The 22,690-nt window shown below is 71.0% G+C and carries 19 protein-coding genes and 1 pseudogene; 10 read left to right on the top strand and 10 right to left on the bottom strand.

Translation table 11 applies throughout. From position 1 onward, the window contains the following. The first annotated feature begins 181 nt into the window (after nt 1-181). Entirely contained in the window at nt 182-1,573 is a 1,392-nt protein-coding gene (locus DQ384_RS21585; RefSeq protein ID WP_220183057.1) for an MDR family MFS transporter, read from the top strand. Between the two features lie 179 nt (nt 1,574-1,752). Here DQ384_RS21585 and DQ384_RS21580 read toward each other — a convergent pair whose 3' ends face one another. The 3 genes from DQ384_RS21580 to argG all read right to left on the bottom strand — a co-directional run bounded on the left by DQ384_RS21580 (nt 1,753) and on the right by argG (nt 4,760). Continuing rightward, nucleotides 1,753-1,974 (bottom strand): hypothetical protein, encoded by a 222-nt coding sequence (locus DQ384_RS21580; RefSeq protein ID WP_114030679.1) that lies wholly within the window; start codon nt 1,972-1,974, stop codon nt 1,753-1,755. A gap of 481 nt (nt 1,975-2,455) precedes the next feature. Continuing rightward, the gene (locus DQ384_RS21575) at nt 2,456-3,157 is read right to left on the bottom strand and encodes a helix-turn-helix domain-containing protein (RefSeq protein ID WP_114030678.1); all 702 of its coding nucleotides are present in this window, start codon (nt 3,155-3,157) and stop codon (nt 2,456-2,458) included. A gap of 154 nt (nt 3,158-3,311) precedes the next feature. Further along, nucleotides 3,312-4,760 carry an argininosuccinate synthase gene (gene argG / locus DQ384_RS21570; protein WP_114030677.1) on the bottom strand — a complete coding sequence of 483 codons (1,449 nt, stop codon included), beginning with the start codon at nt 4,758-4,760 and terminating at the stop codon, nt 3,312-3,314. A 12-nt stretch (nt 4,761-4,772) separates the two neighbouring features. On the opposite strand from argG, the gene DQ384_RS44365 reads away from it, so the two are divergent. The 6 genes from DQ384_RS44365 (at nt 4,773) to DQ384_RS42985 (ending at nt 11,122) form a co-directional block, all read left to right on the top strand. Further along, complete coding sequence (locus DQ384_RS44365; RefSeq protein WP_484378258.1) at nt 4,773-5,012, top strand: sigma factor; 240 nt, start codon at nt 4,773-4,775, stop codon at nt 5,010-5,012. Between the two features lie 112 nt (nt 5,013-5,124). Next, complete coding sequence (locus tag DQ384_RS21560) at nt 5,125-6,738, top strand: choice-of-anchor I family protein (protein ID WP_114030675.1); 1,614 nt, start codon at nt 5,125-5,127, stop codon at nt 6,736-6,738. Between the two features lie 281 nt (nt 6,739-7,019). Next, nucleotides 7,020-7,967 (top strand): DUF2218 domain-containing protein, encoded by a 948-nt coding sequence (locus DQ384_RS21555; RefSeq protein ID WP_114030674.1) that lies wholly within the window; start codon nt 7,020-7,022, stop codon nt 7,965-7,967. Between the two features lie 205 nt (nt 7,968-8,172). After that, nucleotides 8,173-8,928, top strand: a complete 756-nt coding sequence (locus tag DQ384_RS21550) for a hypothetical protein (RefSeq protein ID WP_114030673.1) — start codon at nt 8,173-8,175, stop codon at nt 8,926-8,928. A gap of 113 nt (nt 8,929-9,041) precedes the next feature. After that, a complete protein-coding gene (locus tag DQ384_RS21545; RefSeq protein ID WP_114030672.1) occupies nt 9,042-10,034 on the top strand; it encodes an iron-containing redox enzyme family protein in 993 nt (330 codons plus the stop codon). Then, nucleotides 10,031-11,122: a glycosyltransferase family 2 protein gene (locus DQ384_RS42985; RefSeq protein WP_245966670.1), complete on the top strand. Its 1,092-nt coding sequence runs from the start codon at nt 10,031-10,033 to the stop codon at nt 11,120-11,122. The genes DQ384_RS21545 and DQ384_RS42985 overlap by 4 nt, the downstream gene beginning before the upstream one ends. On the opposite strand, the pseudogene DQ384_RS42980 reads toward DQ384_RS42985, so the two are convergent. The 4 genes and pseudogenes from DQ384_RS42980 to DQ384_RS43670 form a co-directional block, all read right to left on the bottom strand. After that, nucleotides 11,086-11,241 (bottom strand): annotated as a pseudogene (locus tag DQ384_RS42980) (hypothetical protein); the annotation flags it as partial. The gene DQ384_RS42985 and the pseudogene DQ384_RS42980 overlap by 37 nt on opposite strands. Nucleotides 11,242-11,361: 120 nt before the next feature. Continuing rightward, nucleotides 11,362-12,969, bottom strand: coding sequence for an ABC transporter permease (locus DQ384_RS21530; RefSeq protein WP_114030670.1), 1,608 nt, complete (start codon nt 12,967-12,969; stop codon nt 11,362-11,364). Next, nucleotides 12,966-13,877, bottom strand: a complete 912-nt coding sequence (locus tag DQ384_RS21525; RefSeq protein ID WP_114030669.1) for an ABC transporter ATP-binding protein — start codon at nt 13,875-13,877, stop codon at nt 12,966-12,968. Before DQ384_RS21525 ends, DQ384_RS21530 begins: the two co-directional genes overlap by 4 nt. Continuing rightward, nucleotides 13,870-14,568 (bottom strand): TetR/AcrR family transcriptional regulator, encoded by a 699-nt coding sequence (locus DQ384_RS43670; RefSeq protein ID WP_114030668.1) that lies wholly within the window; start codon nt 14,566-14,568, stop codon nt 13,870-13,872. Before DQ384_RS43670 ends, DQ384_RS21525 begins: the two co-directional genes overlap by 8 nt. Nucleotides 14,569-14,856: 288 nt before the next feature. Between DQ384_RS43670 and DQ384_RS21515 the strand changes: the two genes are divergently transcribed. Further along, a complete protein-coding gene (locus DQ384_RS21515) occupies nt 14,857-15,384 on the top strand; it encodes a DUF1697 domain-containing protein (RefSeq protein WP_114030667.1) in 528 nt (175 codons plus the stop codon). Nucleotides 15,385-15,512: 128 nt separating this feature from the next. On the opposite strand, the gene DQ384_RS21510 is transcribed toward DQ384_RS21515, so the two are convergent. After that, nucleotides 15,513-15,902, bottom strand: a complete 390-nt coding sequence (locus DQ384_RS21510; RefSeq protein WP_147268856.1) for a hypothetical protein — start codon at nt 15,900-15,902, stop codon at nt 15,513-15,515. Nucleotides 15,903-16,326: 424 nt separating this feature from the next. Between DQ384_RS21510 and DQ384_RS21505 the strand changes: the two genes are divergently transcribed. Next, nucleotides 16,327-18,819: a terpene synthase family protein gene (locus DQ384_RS21505; RefSeq protein WP_220183056.1), complete on the top strand. Its 2,493-nt coding sequence runs from the start codon at nt 16,327-16,329 to the stop codon at nt 18,817-18,819. Nucleotides 18,820-18,894: 75 nt separating this feature from the next. Here the strand turns inward: DQ384_RS21505 and DQ384_RS21500 are convergent, their stop codons facing one another. Further along, a complete protein-coding gene (locus DQ384_RS21500) occupies nt 18,895-19,842 on the bottom strand; it encodes a LysR family transcriptional regulator (protein WP_220183055.1) in 948 nt (315 codons plus the stop codon). Nucleotides 19,843-20,018: 176 nt separating this feature from the next. Here DQ384_RS21500 and metE point away from each other — a divergent pair, with 176 nt between their 5' ends. Continuing rightward, complete coding sequence (gene metE, locus DQ384_RS21495; RefSeq protein ID WP_114030664.1) at nt 20,019-22,382, top strand: 5-methyltetrahydropteroyltriglutamate--homocysteine S-methyltransferase; 2,364 nt, start codon at nt 20,019-20,021, stop codon at nt 22,380-22,382. Here metE and DQ384_RS21490 read toward each other — a convergent pair. Beyond that, a complete protein-coding gene (locus DQ384_RS21490; protein WP_147268855.1) occupies nt 22,355-22,609 on the bottom strand; it encodes a hypothetical protein in 255 nt (84 codons plus the stop codon). The genes metE and DQ384_RS21490 overlap by 28 nt on opposite strands. Between the last annotated feature and the right edge of the window lie 81 nt (nt 22,610-22,690).

Genomic DNA, 22,690 nt, shown 5'->3' with positions numbered 1-22,690 from the left:
ATGAGTTTTGTCGGTGGTGCCAGTCAGTATGAGCATGCCCGCGACTTCTTCTGCGTCCCGTGGCCGGAACGCCGGCAATCACGACGTCATGTCCGATAACCCCGATCGAGGTGCCGTGTCCATTCCACAGCTCGACTCACCTGCCAAGCCCGCGACCGCGGTCCCAGGTCGCACCCCGGCCGTGATCCGACTGCTGGTGCTCGCCACGTTCGTGGTCATCCTCAACGAGACGATCATGATCAATGCGATCCCGCGGCTGATGGGCGCGCTGGCCATCACCGAGCAGACGGCGCAGTGGCTCTCGACCGCCTTCATGCTGACCATGGCCGCTGTCATCCCGATCACCGGGTGGTTCCTGCAGCGGGTGTCCACCCGCCGCTCGTACGCCACCGCGATGGGTTTGTTCCTGCTCGGCACGGCGCTGGCCATCGTCGCGCCGTCGTTCGAGGTGCTGCTGGGCGCCCGCATCATCCAGGCGTCCGGGACGGCTGTGATGATGCCACTGCTGATGACCACGCTGATGCAGGTGGTGCCCGAGGCGGACCGGGGCCGGGTGATGGGCAACGTCACTCTGGCCATCTCGGTCGCGCCCGCGATGGGGCCGACGGTCTCGGGGGTGATCCTCCATTTCGGGTCTTGGCGGCTGTTGTTCGCCGTGGTGCTTCCCATCGCCGCCGTCATCACTTGGCGCGGCCTGAAGCAGCTCAAGAACGTCGGAGAGCCCCAGTTCAGCACCATCGACTGGTTGAGCGTGGTGACCGCCGCCGCGGGCTTCGGCGGCTTGGTCTACGGGCTCAGCCGGTTCGAGGGCGGCGACGTCCGCGTTGCCGTCGTGATCGTGGTGGCCGGGCTGGTGGCCATCGCCGTCTTCGTCTTCCGCCAGCTGTCGCTGCAGAAGCGCGGCGTGCCGCTGATGGACCTGCGCACCCTTCGCCACCGCACCTACACGGTCGCGTTGATCCTGATGTCGGTGGCCTTCATGGCGATGCTCGGCTCGATGATCCTGCTGCCGTTGTACCTGCAGAACGTCCGCGAGCTGAGCGCCCTGCAGACCGGACTCCTCGTGATGCCGGGCGGCCTCGCGATGGGGCTGCTCGGTCCGACCATCGGCCGCCAGTTCGATCGGTTCGGCGGCCGGGTTCTGGTCATCCCTGGCGCGGTCGGGATCATGCTCGCGCTCGCCGGCTTCACCCAGGTCACGATGACCATGCCGTTCTGGCAGCTCCTGGGTCTGCACGCGCTGCTGATGGTGAGCCTGGCCGCGACCTTCACCCCGGTGTTCACCATCGGGCTCGGAGCGGTTCCCTCGCGGCTCTACTCCCACGGCAGCTCGATCCTGAGCACGCTGCAGCAGGTCTCCGCGGCCATCGGCACCGCACTCGTGATCACCGTGATGAGCGCGCGAGCCGATGTCCTGAGATCCGCAGGAGCCACGGAGGCGGTCGCCAACCTTGGCGGCATGCGGCTGGCCTTCATCATCGGCGCGGTGATGTCCGTGGCGGTGGTCGTCACCGCCCTGCTCCTACCGGCCCGAGCGGACAGCGCCGGTGAGCTGGAGGGACCGGGCCGATGAAACCGGCGTGACGGCGGTGGAGCGGGGGCGACGACGGCGGCGCGGCTCACCGACACCCGGCTCGGGGGCGTCGCCGCCGCCGAGGCCGGGGCGCCGGCCGTGGAGACCAGGCAGCCGCAGTGGGCGCTCACCGTGGACGCCGTATCTGCCGTTGTCCATCGGGCTAGAAGCCGATGTGGCTACTCGCCCGAACCGCCGTTGCAATACTGCTGCTCCCACGTCGCGGTCTTGTAGCTGTAGCAGTAGTAGCAGCCGTCATCCCGCCACTTGCACAGGCCGGGATTGGGCTGGGCCGATGAGCAGACGCTCGGCGCGGAGGCATGCCCGGTTCCGGTGACGGTTCCGGTGACCAGGAGCGTGGAGGCCGCCAGCGCGACGGCGAAGAGCGAACGCTTGAGCATCAGAGATCACTCCCTGAGGTGAGGACCGAACCCCGGTTGACGGGGATGACGAGCGTCGGTTCGGGTCCCGGGACACGCCGCTGCGGCGCCGACATCACCCAGACTAATCGCGGCATAAGACGAAATCTCCCAGCCAGCGGCAAAAGATTATTCCTGGCACCTCACTGCATAAATGGGATCATCCGCATTCACCAGAGAAATGCGGCACTGTACCCCAGCCGGCCGCTGCGAGCCTTCACACCGCGGATTCGCACCGCCGACGTAAGCCTGGACGGGTCTTTCCCCGGTGGTTTCACCGCGGTGCCACCAGGACGGAAAATCACAGGCAAGGAAACTGACTTGTGACGTCGATCCGAGAACCGTCCGTACCCATGCGGAACCGTCGCGGGCTCGCCATGGCTTTCCCTGCGCCGACCAGTAAGCCGACCAGTCCTGTGGCAGGGGCGGCAACCGCGACCGGACGGTCAGGAGGAACCAGCGCTCAGGTCTTGTACAGCAGTGACAGCGGCTCCGGCGGGTTTCGATCGCTCAGTTGCGTGGCGGTCCGCCCGATATAGCGGGTCAGCGACCGCGCCAGGTGCGGCTGATCGAAGTAGCCCAGCCGGTGGACCACGTCGTGGGCCGGTACGCCCTCCTGGATCAGGACCGCCGCCTGCCGCGCACGGTCGATCTGCCGGACGGCGCCGCGGGTGAGTCCGGTCGCGGTCACGAAGCGCCGCTGGATGGTGCGTTCGGACACGTCCGGCGACGCGCCCCGAAGCACCGCGGCGACGATCGGGTCGTGGACCAGGACACCCTCACGGACCATCCGCCGTACGAACGCCCCGGCGTTGTCGTAATCGGGAAGGCGCCAGGCGGAGCCCTTCAGATGGAACGATCGGCGCGTCGCGTCGGGGATCTCCACGGAAGCGTCGACGAGCAGACTGGCCGGAAGATGGGGCATCGAGGTGCCGAGGGAGAAGATGATCCCGAAGAAGGTGGCGTCCTCGGGGACGGGGGCCGGACTCGCCTTCGACTCCGGCCCCTGAACGGCTACGTTGACCCGGCCGCGGTGCTCCCAGAAGACCAGGTCCCAATGCGCTGTGGCGATCGACGTCATCCGGCCGACGTCATCGCTGCTGCTCCGCCACACCCGCTCGATGTACGGGGAATCGGACGAGCGACTCTCGACCTGCAAGCCCATCCGAGTTCCCCCTCGCGGTTCACCATGGCCCGCCTTCCGCGGGAGGCATCAGCTCTGAACCGCGGTCAGCGCGTCTCATGCCACCCGGCGGCGCCGCCGGGCGGGCTCGGCGCTGTGCGGCCGGGAGAGCTCGAACCCCCGACGTTCCAGCCGGTCAGTCGGTGCCGGACTCCATCGCGGCGTGGTCGAGCAGCTCGTCGTCGGCGGGGACCTCTCCGCGGGAGGCGATGGCCTCGGCCCCTCCCTCGGGCATCGCGCCGATGAGCCCGGTCGAGGCCGCCTGGGCGGCACCGATGAGCATGGGCTGCGGGCTGCCGACCATGCCGAGCCTGGCGTACTGCTCAAGCTTGGCGCGAGAGTCGGCGATGTCGAGGTTGCGCATGGTCAGCTGGCCGATGCGGTCGACCGGCCCGAAGGCGGAGTCCTCGGTCCGTTCCATGGAGAGCTTGTCCGGGTGGTAGCTGAACGCCGGCCCGGACGTGTCCAGGATGGAGTAGTCCTCACCGCGACGCAGCCGCAGGGTCACCTCGCCGGTGACGGCCATCCCGACCCAGCGCTGCAGCGACTCGCGCAGCATCAGCGCCTGGGGGTCCAGCCAGCGGCCTTCGTACAGCAGCCTGCCCAGTCGCCGTCCCTCGTTGTGGTAGCTGGCGAGAGTGTCCTCGTTGTGGATCGCGTTGACCAGCCGCTCGTACGCCGCGTGCAGCAGCGCCATTCCCGGCGCCTCGTAGATGCCCCGGCTCTTGGCCTCGATGACCCGGTTCTCGATCTGGTCGGACATGCCCATGCCGTGCCGGCCGCCGATGGCGTTGGCCTCCAGCACCAGGTCGACGGGGGAGGGGAACTCCTTACCGTTGATCTTGACCGGGCGTCCCTGCTCGAAGCCGATCGTGACGTCCTCGGCGGCTATCTCGACGGCGGGGTCCCAGGACCGCACGCCCATGATCGGCTCGACGATCTCGATACCCGTGTCGAGGTGCTCGAGCGCCTTGGCCTCGTGGGTCGCGCCCCAGATGTTCGCGTCGGTGGAGTAGGCCTTCTCCGTGCTGTCCCGATAGGGCAGGCTACGGGCGAGCAGCCACTCGGACATCTCCCTGCGCCCGCCCAGCTCGCTGACGAAGTCGGCGTCCAGCCACGGCTTGTAGATCCGCAGGGAGGGGTTGGCGAGCAGGCCGTAGCGATAGAACCGCTCGATGTCGTTGCCCTTGAAGGTGGAGCCGTCCCCCCACACCTGTACGCCGTCCTCCAGCATGGCGCGCACGAGCAGTGTGCCCGTGACGGCCCGCCCGAGCGGGGTGGTGTTGAAGTAGGTGCGGCCACCGGATCTGATATGGAAGGCCCCGCAGGCCAGGGCCGCGAGCCCCTCCTCGACGAGGGCCGCTCGGCAGTCGACCAGGCGGGCGATCTCGGCGCCGTACGCCTGGGCGCGCCCGGGCACCGAGGCGATGTCGGGCTCGTCGTACTGCCCGATATCAGCGGTGTAGGTACAGGGCACTGCACCCTTCTCGCGCATCCACGCGACCGCTACCGAGGTGTCGAGCCCTCCGGAGAAGGCGATCCCGACACGTTGACTGACAGGCAGGGAGGTGAGCACCTTGGACACGAGTAGAACTATATACACACCAGTGCATGGGCATGCAATACATGTCGGTGGTCGCCGTCCTCTGATCAAGCTCCGGCATCGAACGCGGACGGTGCCGCGTGCCCCTGGAAGGCCAAGGACGCGATGCAGGCGGCGCTGGTGCGGGCCTGGCGTGGCCTGGCCCGGTTCGACGACCGCGGGTCGGTTCGGGAGCCGGCGTCCGGGGAGAGCGTCCAAGGTCGGCGGTCCTTCGCACGTCGTACGTCGGCATGAGGCTTTCGGTGCGAACCCCGACAAACAGCCGACAGTTTCGGATAACGGGCTGTTCACTGGCTCGTAATCTTGGCGAAGGTGGGTGGTCGCACGGTTTCCTGAAGATTGCCGCATGCTCTCCAGAAATCTTCTCCGGCTGGCCGCGGCCACCACAACGGCCCTCTCGATGGTGCTCGTCGCCACTCCCTCGCAGGCCACGACGTCCGACGGTGACCGCGACGGCGCCAATTCCCGCGGCGGGAACCCGCACGGCGGCCACGACAAGGGAATTCACCTGAACTTTCTCGGCCGGTTCGTGACCGGCTCGGTCGGCACCGGAGCCTCGGAGATCACCTCGTACGACCCGGCCACCAGGCGCGTCTTCGTCGTGAACGCGCAGGCCGGCACCATCGACGTCCTGGACATCCGGGACCCACGCAACCCCGCGCGGGTGACGTCCCTCGCGGCTCCCGGCGCCAACAGCGTCGCGGTCAGCGACGGGCTGGTCGCCGTGGCGCAGCAGGCGGAGAACAAGACCGCCCCCGGAAAGGTGACCCTGTTCCAGGCGCGCACCGGCAAGAAGCTCAAGGAGTACACCGTCGGCGCGCTGCCGGACATGGTGACCTTCACGTCGGACGGCCGCCGGCTCGTGGTCGCCAACGAGGGCGAGCCCAATTCCTACTGCGCGGGCGCCGTCGACGATCCGGAGGGATCGGTCAGCGTCATCGACATCGCGCGGGGTAGCGTGCGCACCGCCGACTTCCGCGCGTACAACGCCCAGGCCGACAAGCTGCGCGCGTCCGGCGTGCGGATCTCCGGTCCCGGCGCGACCGTGGCCCAGGACCTGGAGCCGGAGTACATCACCGTCAAGGGCGACACCGCCTGGGTGACCCTCCAGGAGAACAACGCGGTGGCGATCATCGACCTCGACCGCGCGCGGGTCGAGCGGATCGTGCCGCTGGGGCTGAAGGACTGGGGCAAGGCCGGCATGGACGCCTCGGACAAGGACGGCAAGATAGACATCCGGCCGCGTCCGGGCGTGAAGGGCCTGTACATGCCCGACGCCATCGCGCACTTCCGCTCGCGGGGACAGACCTACCTCGTCACCGCCAACGAGGGCGACGGGCGCGACTGGGGCTGCCACGCCGACGAGGTGCGGGTCAAGAGCCTGAACCTGTCCGCGACCGCCTTCCCCGACGCCGCCGCGCTGAAGAAGGACGACCAGCTCGGCCGTCTGAACGTGGCCGTCGACTCGCCCAAGGACGCCTCCGGCGCGTACACCGAGCTCTACGGCTTCGGCGGCCGGTCGATCTCCGTCCGGTCCGCGACCGGCGAGCTGGTCTGGGACTCGGGCGACGAGCTGGAGCAGCTCGTGGCCCGCGAGCTGCCGGCCGAGTTCAACGCCGACAACGCGGAGAACGGCTCGTTCGACAGCCGTAGCGACAACAAGGGACCCGAGCCCGAGGGGGTCACCGTCGGTGAGGTGGGCGGGCGCACGTACGCCTTCGCCGGGCTGGAGCGGGTCGGCGGCATCGTCGCCTACGACGTCAGCGACCCCCGGCGCCCCGTCCTCGCGGACTACCTCAACACGCGCGACTTCGCCGGCTCCGTCGAGGACGGCACCGCGGGCGACGTGGGACCCGAGGGCGTGCTGTTCGTCCCCGCCGGGGACAGCCCGACCCGGCGGCCCCTCCTCGTCGTCGGCCACGAGGTGAGCGGCACCACCACCATCTACGAGATCCGCTGACCCGGGGCATGCGGGCGTCGTTCTCGGCGGTCGTTTCGACGGCCGCCGAAACGACGCGGGCCTAGCGTGGGCGTGTGGGAGGGCCCTCGGCGGGTGGCGTGCGGATGCCGCGCGGTGGGGGCCTGGACGCCGTGCGGTGACGAGACCGTCGCCGGGCGGGTCGGGGCGGGTGCCCTCACAGGGCGCTTTTTGAAGGGTTGACTATTTTGGACACGTGGCAGGCCTCGGCGTGCCCGTAGCCCGGTTCGTCTGGAGTCGTAGCGCCTAGCCGAAGGACCTTCATGCCTTACACGACGGCACATGTCGCAACCGCCCGCCCGTCCCGCTATATCAAGCAGCTCGTCTCCCACATGGGGAACAGGGTCACCGCAGAGCTCGCCGGCGACGGCCGGGGAACCCTCACGTTCGGCCAGGGCACCTGTGTGCTCACGCCCTCCCGGGGCCGGCTCGACATGATCATCACGGCGGCGGACGCAGAAGGGCTGGCGACCGTCCGGGACGTCGTCACCCGCCACCTGCTGGGCTTCGCCACGCAGGACGAGCTCAAGGTCGAGTGGACGGAACCCGCCGCGGGCGATTGCATGGACATCGTCGCCCCCGTCGCGAGCGACTACCTGCTCACCCACTGCACCCCGGCCGACGACGTGCTCCAGGAGCTGGTCGTCAGGACCCGGGAGGCCACCGGCGACGCGTCAGGCATGCAGGTCTCGCACGACGAGGGCGCCCTGCTGACCATGCTGGTCCGGTTGGTCGGCGCGCGCCGCGCCGTCGAGGTGGGCGTGTTCACCGGCTACTCGTCGATCTGCATCGCCCGGGGACTCGCCGAGGGCGGCCGCCTGCTCGCCTGCGACGTGAGCGACGAGTGGACCGCCATCGCCAGGGAGTACTGGGAGCGCGCCGGGGTCGCCGACCGCATCGACCTGGAGATCGGCCCGGCGATCGACACGTTGCGCGCGCTGCCGGACGAGCCGTCCATCGACATCGCCTTCATCGACGCCGACAAGGTGAACTACCCGGCGTACTACGAGGAGATCGTGCGGCGCCTGCGCCCCGGCGGGCTCGTCGTCCTGGACAACGTGTTCCTCGGCGGGCGGGTGTTCGACCCGGCGTTCCAGGAGGAACACCACATCGAGATGCGCCGCCTGAACGACCTCATCGTGCGGGACGAGCGGGTCGAGTCGGTCATGCTGCCCGTACGCGACGGCGTCACCCTCGCCCGCAAACGCTGACTCGGCCCGGGCCGCCGGGCCGGGCCGTTCGCCCCCGGTGGTCACTTTATGAGGAGCGACCGGCATTTTCTCGAGTATCGCGCCTCACGGAGGAGTTCACCTCGGCGACTGCACGTAACGCCGAAATACTCTCAGGCGGCACGCCGCCGGGAATCGCGAGCGAAAAGGATAACCACCGTCTTTGGTAATACGGTAGGAATGAGAGGTGGATACCGGGCTGGTTAGGCACGTCCTGCGCTGGGTCCCTTTCGTCCTCCGGCTGTCACTTCTCCTTCTTCTGCTCGCGGGCGCCCTGCTCACCTGCGCGAGCCGCGTGCCCTCCGCGCGCACGGTCGAGCAGTTCCGTGCGGCCGTGGCGGCCGGGGAGGTCGATCGCGTGAGCTACCGGGCGGGCGGCGTCGGCACCCTGATAAACGATTCTCATGACGTCGTGCAAATGGAGGATCCGCATGACCTGATGACCCTGAAGTGGTCGGAGTCGCCGCTGGTCTGGCATGAGGTGCCAGGTGATATCACCGACACTCGGGGTGTCGCCTACACGGTCGATCTGCTCAGGGCGGACGTCGGCCGTGCGCCTGTCAGGCCGTCCCTGACGGTCGACTCCGGGCGCGACTCCGGAGGAGGCATCTTCCCCGACTGGCCCTTCACGTTCTTAGGGGGCGAGAAGCTCTGGTGGCTGGCCACCGCCTGGGTGGTCGCGTTCGTCGTCATGTTGCTGGGCCCCCCACCTCGCCTGGCCAACCGATGGGCGTGGTTCTGGATGTTCACGGTCGGGCAGATTGGGGCGATCTTGTACTTCGTCCTGGAACCGAGACCCCTGTGGCGCGGCCTCGGCGAGGTGCCGGTGCCGGAAAAGCGGGTGGAGGGCGGAAGCGGCTGCCTGATCTCGATCGGACTGTCCGTCATCTCCGTGGTGCTGGCAGGGGGCATCGGGCAGCTCGTCAGCGTGGTGCTGGGCTGAGGGGACCACCGGGAACCGGTTCACCGGGCCGGTCAGGGCATGCCCGCAGACCTGAGGGGTAGAGAAGAAACAGATAGAGCACGACAAATCACCACAGAAAGGCTGTTCGGCTGGTGTGGTTGCCGTCTCCGAGAGGTCCGATCACCACCTGGCTCTTCGCGGAGCTGGTGACGGCGCCTCACGCACTGGACGAGGCCCCGCCGTTCTCGCCGGAATCCCCCCTGGCCGACGACGATCTCCAGCTCGCCTTGTTCGCCTGCTACGAGCTGCATTACCAGGGCTTCGAGGACGTCGACGACCTTTGGGAGTGGAACGCCTCGCTGCTGGGGCTGCGGGCGCGGCTGGAGGAGCGCTTCGCGGCGCACCTCGCCGACGTCATCCCCCCGCCGCCCGCCGTGCCGGTGGAGGACACGCCGCAGGCCCTGGTCGAGCTCATCTCCTCCCAGGACGAGGGCGCGTCCATCGCGATCTTCCTCCACAGGACCGCCGACCTGGACCAGTTCCGCGAGTTCGTCGTCCACCGCTCGCTCTACCACCTGAAGGAGGCCGACCCCCACACCTGGGCGATCCCCCGGCTGCGCGGGCCCGCCAAGGCGGCGCTCGTGGAGATCCAGGCGGACGAGTACGGCGGCGGCCGCGTGTGCCGGATGCACTCCGAGCTGTTCCGCGCCACCATGCGCTCGCTCGGCCTTGACGACTCCTACGGCGCCTACGCCGACCGGGTGCCCGCGATCACCCTGGCCGTCGGCAACGCCATGTCGATGTTCGGCCTCCACCGGCGGCACCGCGGGGCGCTGCTCGGTCACCTGGCGGCCCTCGAGCTGACGTCATCGCTGCCCAACCACCGCTACAGCCAGGGCCTGCGCAGGCTGGGCGGGGACGCGGCGGCGCGGCGCTTCTACGACGAGCACGTGCAGGCCGACGCCGTCCACGAGCAGATCGCCGTGAACGACATGTGCGGCGCCTTCGCGGTCGCGCACCCGGACCTCGCCGGCGACGTCCTGTACGGGGCGGCCTGCGCGGTGACGCTGGACCGGCTCTTCGCCGAGCACGTGATGCGCCTCTGGGGCTCGGGGCGGACGTCCCTGCGGGCCGGCGCCGGATGATCGACCTCGACTACGTGCTGCCTCTCCGCTGGGAGAGGGATCACGGCCTGGAGGAGCTGACCGCCTACCTGCGCCGGCTGGCGCGGTGGGCGCGCGTCATCGTGGTCGACGGCTCGCCGCCGGGGCTGTTCGACCGGCACGCCCGCGCCTGGCGTGGGATCGCCCTCCACCTGCCGCCCGATCCCGAGGTCATGGCGGCGAACGGCAAGGTCGCCGGGGTGATCACCGGCATCCGCCGGGCGAGGTCGGAGTACGTGGTGATCGCTGACGACGACGTCCGCTACGACGCCGTGGGCCTGGCCCGCCTCAGGGACCTCCTCGCGGACGCCGAGCTGGTCCGGCCGCAGAACCACTTCAGGCCCCTTCCCTGGCACGCCCGCTGGGACACCGCCCGCACCCTCGTCAACCGGGCCATCGGCGCCGACCACCCCGGGACGCTCGGCGTGCGCAGGTCGTTCTTCGAGGCCATGGGCGGCTATGACGGCGATGTGATGTTCGAGAACCTGGAGCTCATCCGCACCGTCCGCGCGCACGGCGGTCGCGAGCGCCGCGCGCACGACCTCTACGTCCGCCGCCTGCCGCCCGACGCGCGGCGCTTCTGGGCGCAGCGCGTCCGCCAGGCGTACGACGACCTGGCGCAGCCCGCGCGCCTGGCCGTCTTCCTCGCCGTGGTGCCAGGTCTGGCCGCCCAGCTCGCGCGGCGGCGTCCGTGGCCGGTTCTCGCCTGCGCCGGGCTGGCGGTCGGCCTGGCGGAAGCGGGGCGGCGCCGGGCCGGGGGACGCCGGGTCTTCCCCGCGTCCTGCTCGCTGTTCGCCCCGGTCTGGGTCCTCGAACGCGGCGTGTGCGTCTGGGCGGCGCTGTACTGGCGCGCCCGCGGCGGCGTCCGCTACACCGGACGCACGATCCGTGTGTCCGCGCACTCGGCCCGCCGGCTCAGGCGACGGCGTCAGGCCGGGGTCTCGGGCTCGCTGGGGGCGCGGAAGCCCACGACCTTGTGCGAACCATCGCAGAACGGTTTGACGGCCGAACGCCCGCACCGGCACAGCGCCACGGTCGACCGGCCGGGGTCGATGGTGCGGCCGTCCTGAGTGACGATGGTGAACGGTCCCCTCACCAGCAGCGGCCCGTCGCGGCAGGGCGTCACCGTGACCGCCGGCGCCGGGCGGCCTGGCGGCGCGGGAACTGCCCCCGTGTCCTGCTCCTCCATGCGGAACCCCTCCCGTCACACCCCTCGCCCTGACCCTTTGCCGCCCCGAGCGGCGCGAAACGCCGAGGCCGGGCACGCGGACGGGTCCGGCCTCAGAAAGGGCCGGACCCGTCGGAGACGTCAGGTGACCGGGACGTCCCTGCGGCGGAAGGCGGTGAGGCCGGCCGCGGTCAAGGCCGCGGCGATGGCCGTCAGCCAGATCAGCGGGGCCACGGTGACCTGGCCTCCGGGGATCTTCGGCAGGTGGGTGAAGGGCGAGACCTCCAGAACCCGGTCGTCCAGCCCGAGAGCGCTGCCGACCAGGCCGAACAGCAGGCAGATCACCAGCGCGCCCCAGCTCACGGCCGCGAGGCGCGGCAGCAGGCCGAACATCACGATCGTGACCGCGGACAGGATCCACACCGCGGGCAGTTGCACGAGCGCGCCCGCCACCGCTCTCGGCAGTTCGCGGCCGACGTCCCCGGTGTTCAGGCCGTGGGTCAGCCCGACGGCGGCTCCGGCGACGGCCAGGACGGCGGCCGGGCCGAGCAGCGAGAAGGTCAGGTGGCCGCCCAGCCAGGCGACGCGGCCGACCCCCGTGCCGAGCACCGGCTCGGCGTGCCCGTTCGTCTCCTCGACCCGCGCGCGCAGCGTCGCCTGGATGGCGTAACCGCCTGCGATCAGCCCGAAAAGCCCCATGATCGAGGCGATGTAGCTGTCGATCAGCCCGGACGCGCCGCCGAGGTTGGCGAACACCTGGTTGAGCTGCCGGTTGTCGCGCACCAGGTCGCCGACGCCCGCGGCGAGGTAGCCGAGCACGACTCCGAGGACGGCGAACCCGGCGAGCCAGCCGGCCAGCAGGCCGCGGTGCAGCCGCCAGGCCAGTGCCAGGGGCGAGCGCAGGCCGGGGGTCGCCGAGGCGGGGCCGAGCCGGGGCGGCAGGAGGCCGGCGCCGACGTCGCGGCGCGCGGAGAGGAGGACGGCCGTCGCGGCGAGCACCGCGCTGACGAGGGCGGCGAGCAGGGCGGGCCACCAGTGGTCGCCGCCGTAGGGCACCATCCGCTGGACCCACCCGAACGGTGTCAGCCACGTCAGCCAGGCCAGCGTGCCGTCGCCGATGCCGCTGATGTCGCCGACGACCCGCAGCACGTAGGCGGCGCCCAGCGTGATGATCGCGATGCCCCGCGCGCCGCCCGCGCTGCTGGTGAGCTGCGCGGCCACGCCGCCGACCGCCGCGAACACCCACCCCGAGGCGGTCAGCTCCATGCCGAAGGCCCACGAGCCGGCGGCGGGGAGGCCCTGGGCGATCATGCCCACGGCCAGGATCGCCCCGAGCGCCAGCGTGGCGGCGAAGGTCGTGACGAGCGCCGCCGCCAGGCCGGCGTGCCGGCCGGTGACGGTCGAGCCGAGCAGCTCGCGGCGGCCGCTCTCCTCCTCGGTCCGGGTGTGCCTGACGACGGTGAGGATGCTGAGCAGGCCGACCGCGACGGGGAGGAAGCCGGCGCGCCAGGCGACCAGCTCGCCCAGGCTGGAGCCGAACAGGCGGCCGTACAGCGCGACGAAGGCGGCGTTGTGCTCGCTGGCCGCGAAGTAGCCGTGCCGCCCGGCCTCCGTGGGGAAGAGCTCGTTGAAGGAGGCGACGTAGGACAGGGGGATGAGGCCGAGGAGCAGCACCCACAGCGGGAGCAGGACGCGGTCGCGGCGCAGGATCAGCCGGGCCAGCCGGACCGTGCCGGTCAGGGTGTTCATCGCGGCACCTCGGCGGTCCGCTGGGTGCGGTCGTAGTGCTGGAGGAACAGCTCCTCCAGCGTCGGCGGCCTGCTGACGAGGCTGCGCACGCCGACGGCGGTGAGGTGGCGCAGCGCCGGGTCCAGGGCGTCGGCGTCGACGTCGAAGCGCACCCGGCCCCCCTCCACGTGGAGGTCGTGGACGCCGGGCAGCTGGGCCAGGCCGTCCGCGGGGGCGGCCAGCTCGGCCTGGATGGTGGTGCGGCTCAGGTGGCGCAGGTCGGCGAGCGTGCCGCTCTCGACGGCGCGGCCGTCACGGATGATCGTCAGCCGGTCGCACAACGCCTCGACCTCGGAGAGGATGTGGCTGGACAGCAGCACGGTGCGGTCGCCGCGGCGCTGCTCCTCGCGGACGGCCTCGCGGAACACCTCTTCCATCAGCGGGTCCAGGCCGGATGTCGGCTCGTCGAGCAGCAGCAGCCGCACGTCGGAGGCGAGCGCGGCGACCAGGGCGACCTTCTGCCGGTTGCCCTTGGAGTAGGCGCGTCCCTTCTTGCGGGGGTCGAGGTCGAAGCGTTCCAGCAGGTCGGCGCGGCGCCGCTTGTCCAGCCCGCCCCGCATCCGCCCGAGCATGTCGATCACCTCGCCGCCGGACAGGTTCGGCCACAGCGTGACGTCGCCGGGCACGTACGCGAGCTGCTTGTGCAGCGTGGTCGCGTCGGCCCAGGGGTCGCCGCCGAGCAGCCGCGCGGCGCCCGAGTCCGCGCGCATCATGCCGAGCAGGATGCGGATGGTGGTGCTCTTTCCCGCGCCGTTCGGGCCCAGGAAGCCGTGGACCTCCCCGGTGCGCACAGAGAGATCGAGGCCGTCCAGCGCCCGGGTGGCGCCGAACGTCTTGACGAGCCCTGTCACCGAGATGGCGTCAGTCATCGTTTTGCTCCTCGAATGAGCGGATCACGGCGTCGCGATCCGCTGGGGGTGGTTTGCTCCAGACGGTGTCGAGGGCGGCGCGCGCGGTGGCGGCATCGTCCGGAGTCATCAGCGCGTGCGAGTAGAGGTCGAGGAGGGCGTAGGCGACCTCACGGTCGCCCTCCGGCGTGAACAGGTCGGCGCCGATGCCGCGGGAGACGTGCTGGTGCAGGACCGGGACGGCCAGCGCCATCGCGGTGAGTACCGTCGCCCGGGTCTTGAGGCCGGCCGCCGGGGGGTCGGCGCGTTTCTCGTCGGCCATCGCGAGCCACTCTTCGGTCATGTCGGCCATCTGGTCGAACAGCGCCGCGGCGGTTCCGTCGGCCAGAGCTCGTGCCAGGTACTTCTGGTAGGGGAGCAACACGGCGCGTGCGGCGGCCACGTAGGTCATGTCGCCGAACGCGCCCTTGATGAGACCGGCGCGGGCCTGGTCGTTGAGTTTGCGGACCGTCCGGTACATGAACTCGTCGCAGGCGTCGCGTAGCTCCTGCTTGGAGCCGAAGTGGTGGCGTACCAGCCCCGAGGACACCCCGGCGGCCTTGGCGATCTCGCGGATCGTCGCCCGCTCGAACCCGTGCTCGCCGAACTGCAGCAATGCCGCGTCTCGGATGCGGGCACGGGCGGTGAGGTCCTCAGGGTCCGGTTGGATCATCGCCACTTTCCTGTTCCTGTCCGGGCGTGTAGCCCACTACTCGCGCGGACAAGGACGCTATACGCGTGTGTAGTCACTGTCCATTCCGCGTCATGAATCCATACGCTTTCTTGACGCGGGAGGGCGTGTACGCGTGCCCGTCCGGCCGCTCCCCGTCCAGACCCGTGGCGGTGAAGCCCAGGTGGAGGAACGACCCACTGGTGCCCGTCCAGGGCGCGAAAGCCGACATCCCCTGACAGGTACGGGCGGTAGCGTCGCCTGGTAATCGCCGATGGGACAGGTGATCCGATGCGCTACGTCGCGCTGCTGCGCGGAATCAACATCAACCCCCGCACGAGGGTCGCCATGGCCGATCTACGCGCCGTGCTGGAAGGGCTGGGGTACACCGGGGTCCGCACGCATCTGCAGAGCGGGAACGCCCTGCTCACGGCCCACGGCAGGTCCGCGGAGCAGGTCGCGGCCGAGGTGGAGCGGCGGATCTCCGAAGAACTGGGCCTGTCCCCCGCGGTGATCGTCCGGACGGTGCCGGAGCTGCGCGCGGTGGTCGAGGAGAACCCGCTGGAGGTCCGGGACCCGGTGAAGTTCGTCGTGGTGTTCCTGGCCGAGGCTCCCGACAGGGCGGTCCTGGAGGGCATCGACCCGGCGGAGTACGCGCCGGAGGAGATGGCCGTCGGCAGGCGGGAGCTCTACATGTACTTCCCCGACGGCCTGCGCCGCCCCAAGCTGCCGCCTCTGGTGGAGAAGCGGTCGAGCGCCCCGGCCACGATGCGCAACTGGAACACCGTCACGCGGCTGCTGGAGCTGGCGGAGGGCTGAGCCGCCGGGAATCGGCCACGTCAAGGCCGGCCATCGGGGGTGTGTCCTGGACCGGTGACCCCCGCCCCGGACGAGCCCGCGCGCGGACCGGCGTGGTGCGGGGCGGCGTCATCGCCGACCGGCGGAGATCAGTGCCGCCTCTTCCCGCGGCCGTGGCCGTGAAATATCGTCTGGCTCTCCCGGATATAGCAGACGCGCTTCCTCTTGCAGAAAGCGCTCTGGGAGGGGGCGCTTCCCTGGACGGACGCGTTGGACTTGTGCTGTACGCCGAACATGTAGGTCGGGCTCGACACCTGAAGGTACAACGAGTTGTGCTTGCCGTTTCCCATCCTGGCCAGGTAGGGATCGCCCGGGTCGGTGCCCGCCCGGACGGTGTGGCGGGTCTCGGGCACGCCGGCCGCCGCCGCCGGTGACGACACGACGGCGCCCGCCAGCCCGATCACCAGTACGGCGGTCGTGAGCCGCGCCGCGGTCCCGGCCAGGGATAGGAGCGGATTGTCCGCGCGGTGACGAGTCATTGCGTCGCGCACCTGCCTTCAGGTCGTCCGGAAGCCGCCTTACGTTCGTCTCGCCTCGGCGACACCGCGTCCATACCCGCCGACCACGAGCGCCTCGCGTTCCGAGTGATCGACGGCCCATATGCTTACCGGCTTTTTGTCGTCCCGCTGAGGAGGGACGTCGCGGATGTCCTTTCCGATAGCGCGACGCCGTCCGAATAAAATATGCATTTGACCCGATGGCGTGTGTAGGGCGAAGAATGGACGGAATGTCCGACTGAAGAAGCGTTGGCGAATTTGCCGGAAATCGTCGTGCCAGGCAGCGGGGAACAGAATTTCGCGGGGTATCGCTGCGGTCAAAGTTGCGGCAAACTACTCCAGGTGTCAGGGGAATCACCGTTGGTGAGACCCGCGGTCGGCTCGGCTCACGAGAGTAGGCACGCTCATGCAGGCTTTCACGCTGCCGGACTTCTACCTGGCCTATCCCGCCAGGCTCAACCCGCATCTGGAGCGCTCCCGGGCGTACAGCGCGGCATGGGCCGAGCGCATGGGCATGCTCGACACGCCCAAACCGTCCGGCGGGGTGGTCTGGGACGCCGAGGCGCTCGCCGCCATGGACTACGCCCTGATGTGCGCGTACACCCACCCCGACTGCGACGGCCCCACGCTCGACCTGATCACCGACTGGTACGTCTGGGTGTTCTTCTTCGACGACAACTTCCTGGAGCTGTTCAAGCACTCCCGCGACCTCGCCGGCGCCAAGGCCCACCTGGACCGGCTGGAGCTCTTCATGACCGCGGACGGCGAGGCGCCGCCCGAGCCCCGGAACGCGGCCGAGGCCGGGCTCAAAGACCTTTGGGAACGCACGGTGCCGGCGATGTCCGACGGATGGCGCCGGCGGTTCATCGCCAGCACGCACAACCTCATGGTCGAGTCGATGTGGGAACTTGACAACATCAACCGCGGCCGCATCGCCAACCCCATCGAGTACGTGCAGATGCGGCGCAGGGTCGGCGGGGCGCCCTGGTCGGCCGGCCTGGTCGAGTACGCCGCCCATGCCGAGGTCCCGGACGCCCTGGCCGCGACCCGGCCGATGCAGGTCCTGGTCGACGCCTTCTCCGACGCGGTCCACCTGCGCAACGACCTGTTCTCCTACCAGCGCGAAGTCCGCGAGGAAGGCGAGAACTCCAACGCCGTCCTGGTCTTCGAGCGGTTCTTCGACTGCTCCACGCAGGAGGCCGCCGAAATGGTCAACGACCTGCTGACGTCGCGCATGGAGCAGTTCGAGACCACGGCGCTCACGGAGGTGCCGGCGCTGTTCGCCGAGCAGGCCGTCCCGCCGCACGAACAGGCCGCGGTCGCCGCGTACGTCAAGGGCCTGCAGGACTGGCAGTCCGGCGGCCACGAGTGGCACGCCCGGTCGAGCCGGTACATGAACGAGGGCGCCACCTCCCGGCAGGGCGGGGTGCTCGGCGGTCCCACCGGGCTCGGCACCTCCGCCGCCGCGCTGACGCACTCGTCGCTCGCGCCGGGGGTGCGGCGCCGGGCACGGCAGCATTCCCACGTGCCGTTCACCCCGGTGGGACACCTCCGCCTGCCCGATGTCCCAATGCCCTACGCCCTGCGCACCAGCCCGCACATCGACGCGGCGCGCGACCACACGGTCGAGTGGGCGCGGCGCATGGGCTTCCTGGACGCGACGCCGGGCGTCGGGCTCGGGGGTGTGTGGGACGAGCGCCGGTGCCGGGTCTACGACCTCGCCCACTGCGCCGCGATGATCCACCCGGACGCCACCCCTGACGAGCTCGACCTGTCGGCCGACTGGCTCTCCTGGGGCACGTACGCCGACGATGTCTACCCGGCCGTGTTCGGCGCGTCCCGCGACCTCGCGGGGGCGAAGCTCTGCAACGACCGGCTCGCTGCCTTCATGCCGCTCGACGCCGGCGAGACGCCCGAGCCCGCGAACACGCTTGAGCGCGGGCTCGATGACCTCTGGCGGCGCACCGCCGGGCCCATGACGCCCGACGCCCGGCGCCACCTGCGCGACGCCGTCGAAGAGATGACCGCCAGCTGGTTGTGGGAGCTGATCAACCACACCGAGAACCGCGTGCCCGACCCGGTCGACTACGTCGAGATGCGCCGTAAGACCTTCGGCTCCGAGCTGACCAAGAGCCTGGCGCGGCTGGCGCACGCCGACATCGTCCCGGCCGAGATCTACCACAACCGGGTGATGCACGAGCTGGAGACCGCCGCCGAAGACTACGCCTGCTTCACCAACGACCTGTTCTCCTACCAGAAGGAGATCGAGTTCGAGGGCGAGCTGCACAACCTCGTCCTCGTCGTCGAGAACTTCCTCGGGGTCGACCGCCACCGGGCCCGCGACGTCGTGGCCGACCTCATGGCGGCGCGCATCGAGCAGTTCGCGCACATCGTCGAGAACGACCTGCCGGCCATGTGCGACGACCTCGGGCTGGAGGAGCCCGTCGGCCGGGCTCTCGGCGACTACGCCGAGTCTCTGCAGAACTGGATGTCCGGCATCCTCGAATGGCACCGCAGGTGCGGCCGCTACACCGAGGCCGAGCTCCGGCACCACCGAAACTCCAGCGTCCCGCACGGCTTCTCGTTACTGCCCACCGGCCTCGGCACCTCGGCCGCCCACATCACGGGCATACCGGTCGAGCCCACCGCCCAGGCCGCCAGAGTCGGCGCGCCCTCTGTCACGGCCCCGATCGGAGAGATCCCCTCGATCTCGGCAATCCTCGCACTTCGCGACACGGCAGAGACCAGTGAGGCCACCACGGAAACCGGCACGAGAACCACGGAGGCCGGTGAGGGCGACGGCGGTGCCGGGCCGCTTCCTCAGTGGACGGGGATGTCAGCGGACCTGTCCGCGCTGCTCCGGGAGCGATCGTCCGAGGCGGAGGCCGTCACGGGGTGAGGACGATCTTGCCGGTGGCGCGGCCGCCGGCGGACAGCGTGGCGGAGGGGTCGCACCAGGCGGTCCCTTGAGCGCTCACCGGGTCCACAGCACCTCCTGGACGGCCTGGACCAGGGGCATGAGTTCGGGGGGCATGCGGTCGCGGGACCACACGAGGCCGTAGGTGATGCGCAGGTCGCCCGCGTCGAAGGGGACGAAGCGAATGTCGTCCCGGCGGATGGTCGTGGTGAGCAGGCGGGGTACGGGCAGCAGGCCGGCGCCTGCGGCCACGAGGTCGAGGGCGGCGGCGAAGTCGTCGATCTCGTCGGCAACGATGTGGAGCTGGTGGGGGCCGCGCAGCCGGGCGGCCAGCCGTTCCCACATGCCGCCGGGCGGGCGGTGGCGGGGCATGAGGATCTTGTGCCGGGCGAGCTGCTCGGGCCGCAGCGGCGCCCGGGCCGCGGCCGGGTCTTCGGCCGGGGCGGCGAGGGGGGCCCGGGCGGGGGCGGCGAGCGGGTCTCCGGCGGGGACGGCGAGGTGGCCGACCGTCACGTGGAACCGGGTGCCCGTCGTCATCCGCAGGGGGAAGGGCGAGGCGAGGATCGCCGCCGGCACCTCGCCGCGCTCCAGCAGCGCCGTCGCGGCCCGTCGTCCCATCGGGCTGAGGTCCACGCCGATCGGCGGTACGCGGCGGGCGAGCCGCCGGGCCGCGCGTGCGGCGAGGGCTCCCACAAGTGGTGGATAAGCGAATCGAATGGACGGTCGCTCGGGAACGGCCAGCCGCGCGGCCTCGGAGGAGAGCGCGGCGAGCGTGTCCAGCGCGGTCTCGGCGTACGGCAGGAGGGCCTCGCCGGCCGGGAGGAGGCGGACCTCGCGGCTGGTGCGGGCGAAGAGGCGGACGCCGATGACGCGTTCGAGACGGGCGATGGCCTGGCTGACCGCCGGCTGCGACATGCGGAGCTCGGCCGCCGCGGGCGAGAAGCCGTGGTGGCGGGCGACGCTCACGAAGCAGCGCAGGTCGCGCGGGTGCGGGCCGTGATCCATGCTCAAGTATGGCCCTCTCGGCGCGGTGAGCGGCGCCTCCATCCATAAGCTAAACCAATAGATCGCGTCCTTGTGTCCCGTCTGCGGGCAGGGTGGGGCCGACCCGTCCGCCCGTGAGGTGCCCGCATGCCGGCCGTCCATGGGCAGGCCACTCGTCCGCCTGTGAAGGAGCCCGCATGCCCGCCGTACCCACCACGCCGTTCCCCGCCTCGACGATCCTCGGCTACCCGAGGATCGGGCCGGACCGGGAGCTGAAACGGGCGCTGGAGCGGTATTGGGACGGCGGCTCGACCGCCGAGGAGCTGCGGGCGGCCGGCGCGCGCATCCGCGAGCGGACCTGGCGCCGCCTGGACGCCCTCGGTCTCGCCGCAGCGCCGTGCAACACGTTCTCGTACTACGACCAGGTGCTCGACACGGCGGTGATGCTCGGCGCCGTTCCCGGGCGCCACCGCGGCGCGTCGGCGCTGGACACGTACTTCGCGATGGCGCGCGGCACGCGCGACGTGCCCCCATTGCGGATGACCAAGTGGTTTGACACGAATTATCACTACATCGTCCCGGAAATCGGGCCGGACACCGTGTTCACTCCGGATCCGGGCAAGCCCGTCGCGGAGCTGCGCGAGGCGCGGGCGCTCGGGTTCGAGACGCGGCCCGTGGTGGTCGGCCCGGTGACCTTCCTGCTGCTGTCCCAGCCCGCGCCGGGAGCCCCGGAGCGGTTCGCCCCGCTGGACCGGCTGGGCGACGTGCTGGACGCCTACGAGCGGCTGCTCGCCGCGCTCGCCGCCGAGGGCGCCGCCTGGGTGCAGCTCGACGAGCCGGCCCTGGTCGCCGACCGCACCGGCGCGGAGCTGGACGCGGTCCGGCAGGCGTACGAGCGGCTGGGCTCGCGCGCGGACCGGCCCGGGCTGTTCGTCGCCTCGTACTTCGGCGACCTGGGGGAGGCGCTGCCGGTCCTCGCGGGCACGCCGGTCGAGGCCGTCGGCGTGGACCTCGTGCGCGGCCGTACGCCCGTCGAGGCCCTCGGGGACGCCCTGGCGGGCAAGACCGTCGTCGCCGGGGTGGTGTCCGGGCGGGACGTCTGGCGCACCGACCGCGACCGTGCCCTCGACCGGCTGCGCGTCCTGCGCGAGCGCGTGGAGCGGGTCGTCGTCTCCACCTCGTGCTCCCTGCAGCACGTCCCGCACAGTCTGGAGCCCGAGACCGGACTGGACCCCGCGCTGGTGGCGCGCATGGCGTTCGCCGACGAGAAGGTCACCGAGGTCGTCGAGCTGGCCGCCCTGCTCGCGACGGCCCCGCCCGTCGCCGGTGGCGAGCCTGGGGAGAGCGGCGCCCCCGAGGAGCCCGGAGAGCCCGAGGAGAGCGGCGGGACGAGGAGGACCGGGGGGAGCGGGGAGGTACTGGCCGGGCCCGTCCCTCCGGCTGAGGCACACCCCGCCCCCGCCGTCACGCCCCCGGTGTGGGAGAGCCGCTCGCCGTACGCGGTGCGGGCCGCCGCGCAGGCGGAGCACCTGGGACTGCCCCCGCTCCCCGTCACCACGATCGGCTCGTTCCCGCAGACCGGCGAGCTACGCGCCGCCCGCGCGGCGTTCGCGGCGGGCGAGCTGGACGAGGGGGCCTACGAGGAGCGCGTCCGCGCCGAGATCGAGCGGGCCGTCCGCCTCCAGGAGCGGCTCGGCCTGGACGTGCTCGTGCACGGCGAGCCGGAGCGCAACGACATGGTGCAGTACTTCGCCGAGCACCTCGACGGCTTCGCCGTGACCCGCCACGGGTGGGTGCAGTCGTACGGCTCGCGCTGCACGCGCCCGCCGATCCTGCACGGCGACGTCGGCAGGCCCGCGCCGATCACCGTGCGCTGGGCCGAGTACGCGCGGTCGCTGACCGGCAGGCCGGTGAAGGGCATCCTCACCGGCCCTGTGACCATCGTCGCGTGGTCGTTCGTCCGGGACGACCTGCCGCTGCGCGAGGTGGCGTTCCAGGTCGCCGACGCGGTGCGTGCCGAGATCGCCGACCTGGAGGCCGCCGGGATCTCCATCGTGCAGGTCGACGAGCCGGCGCTGCGCGAGCTGATGCCGCTGCGCCGCGCCGGGCAGGGCGCCTATCTGCACTGGGCCGTGGCCGCGTACCGGAGGGCGACCTCGGGAGTGGACGACCGCACGCAGATCCACACACACTTGTGCTATTCGGACGCCGATCAGATCCTCGCCGCGATCGACGCGCTGGACGCGGACGTCACCAGCGTCGAGTCGGCGAGGTCGCGCGGGCGCATCCTCGGCGAGCCCATGGTGCGGGACTTCGCGCGGGGCCTCGGGCCGGGCGTGTACGACATCCACTCACCGCGCGTGCCCGGCCCCGAGGAGGTCGGCGACCTGCTGGACGCCGTGCTGCGCGCGCTGCCCGCCGAGCGGGTGTGGGTCAACCCGGACTGCGGGCTGAAGACCCGCACGTACGCGCAGGTGGAGGCGGCGCTGGCCAACGTGGTGACGGCCGCGCGCCGGCTGCGCGAGACGCTCGCTCAGCCCTCTTCCTCGTCGTCGGTGTAGGCCTCGAACAGCTCGCGGCGCAGCAGGTCGGTGCGCACCATCAGCGCGCCGAGCAGCTCCTCGTCGTTCAGCCCGTCCGTGCGCCGGAAGGCCCAGGACGAGCGGCCCTCGTCGTCGAAGCACTTGACCAGGATGATCGCGCCCAGGGCCGTCCAGCCCTCGGGGAGCGGCGAGACAGTGAGCCCCGACAAGGCCTCGCCCACAGAGACGTAGTCATCGTCTTCCACCGTCGCCACTCCAAAGCAATCCGCAGGTAGGGGACCCACTTTATGGTCACTCGCGGGGCCGCGGGGCTCGCGGCCCCGCAT

It is taken from the genome of Sphaerisporangium album, from assembly GCF_003323745.1.
Taxonomy (GTDB): domain Bacteria; phylum Actinomycetota; class Actinomycetes; order Streptosporangiales; family Streptosporangiaceae; genus Sphaerisporangium; species Sphaerisporangium album.
The sequence above is the reverse complement of the archived record's forward strand: the minus strand, read 5'-3'. Positions and strand labels throughout refer to the sequence as shown.